This window comes from Streptomyces sp. NPDC032091, from assembly GCF_055580265.1.
The window spans coordinates 21,282-29,287 of the sequence record NZ_JBVILR010000006.1; the positions used below are offsets into that span (position 1 = coordinate 21,282).

8 protein-coding genes are annotated in these 8,006 nt (G+C 75.1%); 5 read left to right on the forward strand and 3 right to left on the reverse strand.

Annotated features, from left to right (window positions below; translation table 11 throughout):
* The first annotated feature begins 201 nt into the window (after positions 1–201).
* From ACZ5NJ_RS11990 to ACZ5NJ_RS12005, 4 genes are all read left to right on the forward strand, one after another.
* The gene (locus ACZ5NJ_RS11990) at positions 202–708 is read left to right on the forward strand and encodes a hypothetical protein (RefSeq protein ID WP_468764622.1); all 507 of its coding nucleotides are present in this window, start codon (positions 202–204) and stop codon (positions 706–708) included.
* A complete protein-coding gene (locus tag ACZ5NJ_RS11995) occupies positions 698–1,909 on the forward strand; it encodes an MAB_1171c family putative transporter (protein WP_468764623.1) in 1,212 nt (403 codons plus the stop codon). Before ACZ5NJ_RS11990 ends, ACZ5NJ_RS11995 begins: the two co-directional genes overlap by 11 nt.
* A gap of 47 nt (positions 1,910–1,956) precedes the next feature.
* Positions 1,957–2,742 (forward strand): SDR family NAD(P)-dependent oxidoreductase, encoded by a 786-nt coding sequence (locus tag ACZ5NJ_RS12000; protein ID WP_468764624.1) that lies wholly within the window; start codon positions 1,957–1,959, stop codon positions 2,740–2,742.
* A gap of 79 nt (positions 2,743–2,821) precedes the next feature.
* Positions 2,822–3,040, forward strand: a complete 219-nt coding sequence (locus ACZ5NJ_RS12005; protein WP_468764625.1) for a hypothetical protein — start codon at positions 2,822–2,824, stop codon at positions 3,038–3,040.
* A 24-nt stretch (positions 3,041–3,064) separates the two neighbouring features.
* On the opposite strand, the gene ACZ5NJ_RS12010 is transcribed toward ACZ5NJ_RS12005, so the two are convergent.
* From ACZ5NJ_RS12010 to ACZ5NJ_RS12020, 3 genes are read right to left on the reverse strand one after another with little or no spacing between them, the layout of a single operon-like run.
* Entirely contained in the window at positions 3,065–3,814 is a 750-nt protein-coding gene (locus ACZ5NJ_RS12010; protein WP_468764626.1) for an alpha/beta fold hydrolase, read from the reverse strand.
* A gap of 14 nt (positions 3,815–3,828) precedes the next feature.
* Complete coding sequence (locus ACZ5NJ_RS12015; RefSeq protein WP_468764627.1) at positions 3,829–5,466, reverse strand: ABC-F family ATP-binding cassette domain-containing protein; 1,638 nt, start codon at positions 5,464–5,466, stop codon at positions 3,829–3,831.
* A 40-nt stretch (positions 5,467–5,506) separates the two neighbouring features.
* Positions 5,507–6,769 carry an SLC13 family permease gene (locus ACZ5NJ_RS12020; protein WP_468764959.1) on the reverse strand — a complete coding sequence of 421 codons (1,263 nt, stop codon included), beginning with the start codon at positions 6,767–6,769 and terminating at the stop codon, positions 5,507–5,509.
* Positions 6,770–6,892: 123 nt separating this feature from the next.
* Here ACZ5NJ_RS12020 and ACZ5NJ_RS12025 point away from each other — a divergent pair, with 123 nt between their 5' ends.
* Positions 6,893–7,864 carry a GlxA family transcriptional regulator gene (locus tag ACZ5NJ_RS12025; protein ID WP_468764628.1) on the forward strand — a complete coding sequence of 324 codons (972 nt, stop codon included), beginning with the start codon at positions 6,893–6,895 and terminating at the stop codon, positions 7,862–7,864.
* Positions 7,865–8,006 lie beyond the last annotated feature (142 nt).

Consider the following 8,006-nt stretch of genomic DNA (forward strand, 5'->3'; position numbering starts at 1 on the left):
CCTGCGGGAGGGCCGTCCTTGCCAACTCCCGTACGTGATCGGTAGGCATGGTGGAACGCCCGTTCGTCTCGTGCGGACGGGCGTTCCGCGTTTCCCCCTCCGGGACCGCACTCCCGAGGCCGCCTCAAGGCACAGGACGTCATGCCGAACCCCACCCACGCCTACCGACGCTGCCCGAGAAAGGGTCCGAAGAGGGAACACATGCCCTACCGGAATCTCAGCCTGCGCAGACGCTGCGAGATGATTCTCGGTCACCTCGATCTGACGCACCCGTTCTCCCTGGACACCCTCTGCGCCCGCATGGCCGACCGGCGAGGCCGTCCGATCCGGCTCCACCCCCTGCCCCGCGAGGCCGCCGAATCCGGCGTCTGCGGACTGTGGGTGGGCACCGAGACCGTGGACTACGTCTTCTACGAGGCCCACACCACGCCCCTGCACCGCGAGCACATCGTCCTCCACGAGCTCGGCCACATCCTTTTCGGCCACCACTCCCTGGAGGGCGAGGAGATCGACGGCCGGGCACCCGTGGTCCTCGGCCGCACCAACTACACCACCCGCCAGGAGCAGGAGGCGGAGATGCTCGCGAGCATGATCCGCATCCACACCGCGGGCACCGGCCACCCCCGCCCCGCCGCCGGTCCTCGGGGCGCACTCGCCCGGCTGGAGTCCGCCATGGGGTACGAGCGGGGACACCGCGATGGCAGCTGACCTCGCGGCCTTCGGCGACCGCCTGGCCGTCCCCAGCGTCGTGTGCCTGTGGATCGCGGTCCTGCTGCGGGCCCCCGGCGCCCTGCGCTCCCCGCAGCAGCGCGGCCTGTGGCTCGCCGTCGCCACCGCGGCCGCCGCGATGACCCTGAACCTGCCCGACGTCGTCGCGTACGCCCTGCGCCGCGAGGCCTCCTACGCGCACACCATCGGCCTCGCCCGCAACCTCATCGGCGTCCTGTCGGCGGGCGCCGTGCTCTACTTCGTGGCCGCCGCCACCCGCGGCCGCCGGCTCCAGCTGGCCTCCTGGGCCGGCACCCTGCTCTGGCTCGCCGCCCTCGTCACCCTGGACGCCGCGGCGCCCGCCCACGGCACGCACACCATCCCGGCCACCGGCGCCCCCGTGCCCTCCCTGCCGTACTGGCTCGTGCTGATCTCCGCCCACCTGATCGCCAACACCATCTGCGTGTACGTGTGCTGGTGCTACAGCCGCCGCAGCGAGAGCCGCGGACTGGCCGCCGGACTGCGGCTGTTCGGCCTCGGCACCGGCCTGGCCTGGCTGTTCTGGGCCGCGTACCTGCTCAAGGCGCTGTTCGCCAGCACCTGGGCGCTGCCCGCCCTGCCCCTGCTGATGAACCTGCACGGACTGCTGCGCGCCGCCGCGATCCTCGTCCCCACCCTCTTCACCCTCCGCCACGCCCTCGCCGACACCGCCACCGCCTGGCGGCTGTGGCCGCTGTGGCGGGACCTGGTCCAGGCCGTCCCGTACGTGGTCCTCTCCCGGCCCCGCGCCGGGAGGGTGCTGGAACTGCTGTGGCCGCCCGTGCCGCGCAACCTGCTCGTCTACCGCAAGGTCATCGAGACCCGCGACGCCATCCTGATCCTGGGGGAGTACGTCGCCCCCGGCGTCCCCGAACTGGCGCGCGGCCACATCGCCGACAGCAGGATCCCCGAGCAGCGGCGCACCGCGGCCGCGCTGGCCTGCGTACTGAAGGAGGCGCGCCGGGCCAAGCTCGCCGGGCTGCCCGGGCAGCCGGGCCCGGCCCCCGCCCTGGAGCTCCCGGCCGTCATGCAGAGCTCGGCGGAGGGCGGCGGCGGCCTGGAGGACGAGGCCCGCTTCCTGGTGCACGTCGCCCAGGCCTACGCCTCCCCGGAGGCCTCCGCCTTCGCCCCCGCCCCCGCCTCCGCCCCGGGCACCACCTGAACCACCGGTACCGTCCGTACCGCCGCACCACCGAGGAAGTGACGCCCGTGACCACCACCGTCCTGATCACCGGAGCCAGCGCCGGCCTGGGCGCCGCCTTCGCCCGCGGCTTCGCCGCCAAGGGCTGCGCCCTGGTCCTCGTCGCCCGGGACAAGGCCCGCCTGGAGGCCGTGGCCGCCGAACTCGGCCGGGACTTCGCCACCGTCTGCGAGGTCCTGCCGGCCGACCTCCTCGACCCGGCCGGCCGCGCCGCCGTCGAGGCCCGCCTCGCCGACACCGCGCGGCCGGTGGACGTCCTGGTCAACAACGCCGGGTTCGGCCTGCCCGCGCCCTACCCGTACAGCCCCGTCGAGGACGAGGAGCGGATGCTCGACCTCCTGGTGAAGGTCCCGCTCCGGCTCACGCACGCCCTGCTGCCCGGGCTCAGGGAGCGCCGCCGCGGCGCGGTGCTCAACGTCTCCTCGGTCGCGGGACTGCTGCCGACCGGGACGTACGGGGCGGCCAAGGCGTGGGTGACCGCCTTCAGCGAGTCCCTCCGCGTCGACATGGCGCCGTACGGGGTCCGGGTCCTGGCGGTGGTGCCCGGGTTCACCCGCACCGAGTTCCAGCAGCGCGCCGGGATGGACGTCGCCTCCCTGCGCGACGCGGTGTGGCTGGAGCCGGAGGCGGTGGTGGCCAAGGCCCTGCGGGACCTGGCCCTGCGCCGCCCCGTCAGCATCACGGGCCGCCACTACCAGGCGTACGCCTTCGCGGTCCGCCACCTCCCGCGCGCCTTCGTGGCCGGCCGGATGGCCCGCGAACGCCGGGCCCCGGCCGGGCCGGCGGCCCCCTGAGGGCCGGTTTGAGGGCCGCGGGTCCGGGCAGCCGCCGAACGAGGGGGCGGCGGCACGGGGGGCGGGAGGAGGACTTGTCATGGACGAGCAAGGCGGCGCCGGAGGCGTCCCGCTCCACGAAGACGACGACCCGCAGCGGCAGCGCAAACCCCACCCGGAGCGGCCCGCCCCGGGAGGATCCCGGCCCAGGGAGGCACCCGGCCCGGTCCGGCGCGAGGACACGGACGAGGCCAGCCGCCTCGACCGCCCCGCACCCCCGGACCCCGAACCGCCGCGCCGACGCGGGGGCCACGGCTAGTCACCGGATCCCGCCCCCCGTCCCCTACGAGGGCGCCCCGCCCACGCGCCGGTCCACGGCACGCTCCACGGCGGCATCGAGGAGGATCTGCGCCAGCTCGCGCGGCTGGGAGAACATCGGCCAATGGCCGGTGTCCATCGTGACCAGCCGCCAGCTCTCGCTGTTCAGCAGCTCGGCCACCTCTTCGTCGGGCTCGGCGTCATCGGGCTCGGTCCCTGGCATCACGCACAGGACGTAGGTCGCCGGAAGGCCACCGAGCGGCCCCGACAGCACGGCGGGCTCGGTCAGCGTGGCACCCGGGTGGGGCGTCGAGCCCCGCACGAGGCGTGCGATCTGCTCGTCGGTGAGACCCTCGCCGTCGTAATGAGAAGCCGGCGCGAGCGGCCAGAACCCTCCGCTCTCGGCGATCGACGCCTCGACCGCCGCCCCGCCGTCCGGCCAGGCGGAGACGAACGACTCGCCGTCGGTCGGAACACTCGAGTCGACGAACACCACGCGGGCCAGCCGGTCACCGATCCGCTCCGCGGCCTGACCCACCGGGATGCCCGAGTAGCTGTGACCCACCAGGACGACGTCCCGCAGACCCTGGCGTTCCACCTCGGCGACGATGTCCTGGACGTGCGTCGCCTGCCCCGCCGGTACGCCCCGCTTGTCGGCGAGACCGGACAGCGTCAACGGATGGACGCCGTGGCCGGCCGCACGCAGATGCGGCACCACCTCGCTCCACGCCCACGCCCCGAGCCGCGCACCTGCAACCAACACGAAATTCACCATGGCCGCACCGTAGGTCAGAGCTCCGTGACCTTGCCGGAGGCGACCTCCAGGCGGCGGGTGACGTGCACCGCGTCCAGCATGCGCCGGTCGTGGGTGACGAGCAGCAGGGTGCCCTCGTAGGCCTCCAGGGCCGATTCCAGCTGCTCGATCGCCGGCAGGTCCAGGTGGTTCGTCGGCTCGTCCAGGACGAGGAGGTTCACCCCCCGCCCCTGGAGCAGCGCCAGCGCCGCCCGGGTGCGCTCGCCCGGGGACAGGGTCGCCGCCGGACGCAGTACGTGCGCCGCCTTCAGACCGAACTTGGCCAGCAGCGTGCGGACCTCCGCCGGCTCGGTCTCCGGGACGGCCGCGCAGAAGGCCTCCAGCAGCGGCTCCTCGCCGAGGAACAGCCCGCGCGCCTGGTCGACCTCCCCGACCAGCACGCCCGAGCCGAGCACGGCGGAGCCGGAATCGGGGGCCAGCCGGCCCAGCAGCACCGCGAGGAGGGTGGACTTGCCGGCCCCGTTGGCCCCGGTGATCGCCACCCGGTCCGCCCAGTCGATCTGGAGGCTGGCCGGGCCGAAGGCGAAGTCCCCGCGCTTGACGGCCGCCTCGCGCAGGGTGGCGACGACCGAGCCGGAGCGCGGGGCCGACGCGATCTCCATGCGCAGCTCCCACTCCTTGCGGGGCTCGTCGACGACCTCCAGCCGCTCGATCGCCCGCTGCGTCTGGCGGGCCTTCGCGGCCTGCTTCTCGCTCGACTCGCCGCGCAGCGACCGGCCGATCTTGTCGTTGTCGGAGGACTTGCGGCGGGCGTTGCGCACGCCCTTGTCCATCCAGTTGCGCTGCATCTGCGCGCGGCCTTCGAGGGCGGACTTCTTGTCCGCGTACTCCTCGAACTCCTCGCGGGCATGGGTGCGGGCCCGGGCGCGCTCCTCCAGGTAGGACTCGTAGCCGCCGCCGTAGAGGTTGATCTGCTGCTGCGCCAGGTCGAGTTCGAGGACCTTGGTGACCGTACGGGTCAGGAACTCGCGGTCGTGGCTGATGACGACCGTGCCCGCGCGCAGCCCCGTCACGAACCGCTCCAGCCGCTCCAGACCGGCGAGGTCCAGGTCGTTGGTGGGCTCGTCGAGGAGGAACACGTCGTAGCGGGACAGGAGCAGCGAGGCGAGGCCGGCGCGGGCGGCCTGGCCGCCGGACAGCGCCGTCATCGGCAGGTCCAGGCTCACCGCGAGGCCCAGCTCGTCGGCGGTCTCCTGGGCCCGCTCGTCCAGGTCGGCGCCGCCGAGGTTCAGCCAGCGGTCGAGGGTCTCCGCGTACGCGTCGTCGGCGCCCGGGGTGCCGTCCACGAGCCCCTGCGTGGCCTCGTCCAGCGCCGCCTGCGCGGCCGCGACCCCGGTACGGCGGGCCAGGAACTCCCGTACCGTCTCGCCCTCCCGCCGCTCGGGCTCCTGCGGGAGGTGGCCGACGGCCGCCCCGGGAGGGGAGAGCCGCAGCTCACCGGTCTCGGGGGTGTCCAGTCCGGCGAGCAGCCGCAGCAGGGTCGACTTCCCGGCGCCGTTGACGCCGACGAGGCCGATGACGTCGCCGGGCGCGACGACGAGGTCGAGACCGGCGAAGAGGGTGCGCTCGCCGTGCGCGGCGGTGAGGTTCTTGGCGACGAGGGTTGCAGTCATGATGCCCCGATCCTATCGGCGCGCGCCGCCGGCCCGGGGCCTACCAGCCGGTCAGCCGCAGTCCGGCCCACAGGGCGGCCACCGCCGCCGCGAGCGCCGCGGGGGTGGTGAGCAGCCCGAGGCGGGTGAAGTCGCCGAGGCGGACGTCCTCGCCGTGCGCGTGCAGCATCCGCCGCCACAGCAGGGTGGCCAGCGAGCCCGCGTACGTGAGGTTGGGGCCGACGTTCACGCCGATCAGCACGGCCAGCACCACGCCCGGCCCGCCCGGCGCGGCCAGGGGGAGCAGGGCGAGGACCGCGGGGAGGTTGTTGATCAGGTTGGAGAGTACGGCGGCCACCGCGGCCACGGCCAGCAGCGCGGGCAGCGCGTCCCCGTCGGGCAGGAGCCACTCCAGTCCGTCGCCGAGCCCGTGGTCCACCACGGCCCGTACGACCACTCCCAGCGCGAGCACGAACAGGCAGAACGCGGGCGCGGTGGAGGCGGCCAGCCGCCGCGGAGTGGTCTCACGGCGCCACAGCGCCCGTACGCCCAGCACCACGGCCCCGCCCAGCGCGGCCCAGGCGGGACTGGCCCCCGCGAGGGAGGCCACCGCGAAGCCCGCCAGGGTCAGCAGCAGCACCGCCAGCGCGAACCGGGGGAGCGGGGCGGGCTCCGCCGCCCCGGGCACGTGCTCGGGCGGGGTCGCCAGGTCGGCCCGGAAGTACCGGCGGAACACCGCGTACTCCACCCCGATCGCCACCGCCCAGGGCAGGGCCATCAGCGCCGCGAACCGGGTGAAGGACAGCCCGCTCGCGGTGAAGGCCAGCAGGTTCGTCAGGTTGGAGACGGGCAGCAGCAGCGAGGCCGTGTTCGCCAGGTGCGCGGTGGCGAACACGTGCGGCCGCGGCCGGGCACCCAGCCGGGCGGACGTGGCCAGCACCACCGGCGTCAGCAGCACCACGGTGGCGTCGAGGCTCAGCACGGCCGTCACCGCCGAGGCCACCAGGAACACCCCGCCCAGCAGCCCCGCCGGCCCGCGTCCGGCCGCCCGCCGGGCCACGGCGGCGCCGGCCGCCCGGAACAGCCCCTCGTCGGCGCACAGCTGGGCGAGGGCCAGGATCACGGCGAGGAACCCCACCACGGGCAGCAGCCCGCGCAGCTGCTCCCACGCGTCGGCCGGCGACACCACCCCGAGCGCCACGAGCAGCCCGGCCGCCGGCACGGCGGCGGCCGCCTCGGGCAGCCCGCGCGGCCGCAGCACGGCCATGGCCAGGACGAGGAGCAGCAGGGAGCACGACAGGGCTTCGGCGAGGACGGTGTTCAGGACGGCACTCCGGACGACGCGGGGGGAGGGCCCAGCATCGCACGAGCCGCCCGGCCGGCCGATGTCCGGATAGGTGGGGCGTCCGTCATTGCGGCCACCGGGGCGGGGTCACACCATGGAGGCATGCCCCTGCGAAACGTGCTGGTCGTCCTCTACGACGGGGTCCAGAGCCTGGATGTGACGGGACCGGTCGAGGTCTTCGACGGGGCCGGCCGCTGCCGCCCGGACGACGGCGGGTACGCGGTCCGGACGGTTTCCCCCGGGGGCGGGCCGGTCCGCACCGGCAGCGGCCTGACCCTGGTCCCCGACGGGGACCTGGAGGCCGCCCGCCCCGGCCCGGGCACCACCCTGCTGGTGCCGGGCGGCCGCCACACGGGTGACTTCGAGCCGAGGATCACCGACTGGCTGCGCGCGTACGGGGGCCGTGCGGGGCGGCTGGTGTCCGTCTGCACGGGCGGCCTGCTGCTGGCGGAGGCCGGGCTGCTGGACGGAAGGCGGGCGACGACGCACTGGTCGGCGTGCGAGCGGATGGCACGGCGCTACCCGCGCGTGACGGTGGAGCCGGACCCCATCTACGTCCGGGACGGCCCCGTCGCCACCTCGGCCGGGGTCACCGCCGGGATCGACCTCGCGCTGGCGCTGGTGGAGGAGGACCTCGGGCGGGACGTGGCGCTGCGGATCGCCCGGCACCTGGTGGTGTTCCTGCGCCGGCCCGGCAACCAGGCACAGTTCAGCGCCCACCTGGCGGCGCAGACCGCGCGGCGGGAGCCGCTGCGGGAGGTGCAGCACTGGATCACCGAGAACCCGGGCGGCGACCTGAGCGTGGAGGCCCTCGCGGCCCGGGCCGCGCTGTCGCCGCGGCACTTCGCCCGGGCCTTCCAGGCGGAGACCGGGGTGACGCCGGGGCGGTACGTCGAGCGGGTCCGGGTGGAGCACGCGCGGCGGCTGCTGGAGGAGTCGGGGGAGGGGGTCGCCCGCATCTCCCGCGCCTGCGGGTACGGCACGCCGGAGGCGCTGCGGCGGGCGTTCGTCCGCACCCTGGGCCAGCCCCCGGCGGAATACCGCCGCCGCTTCGGCACCCCGGCGGAGCGGTAACCCGCGGGGGCCGCGCCGACCCCCGCCCCGCGCAGCCGCGGCAGGACCCCGGGACCAGGGACTAACGAGGCGTCCCCCCCGAGAGGACCCCCTAGCCCAACCACACCTCCCAGGGAGAAACAAAGAACGCCTTCCCTCTCTT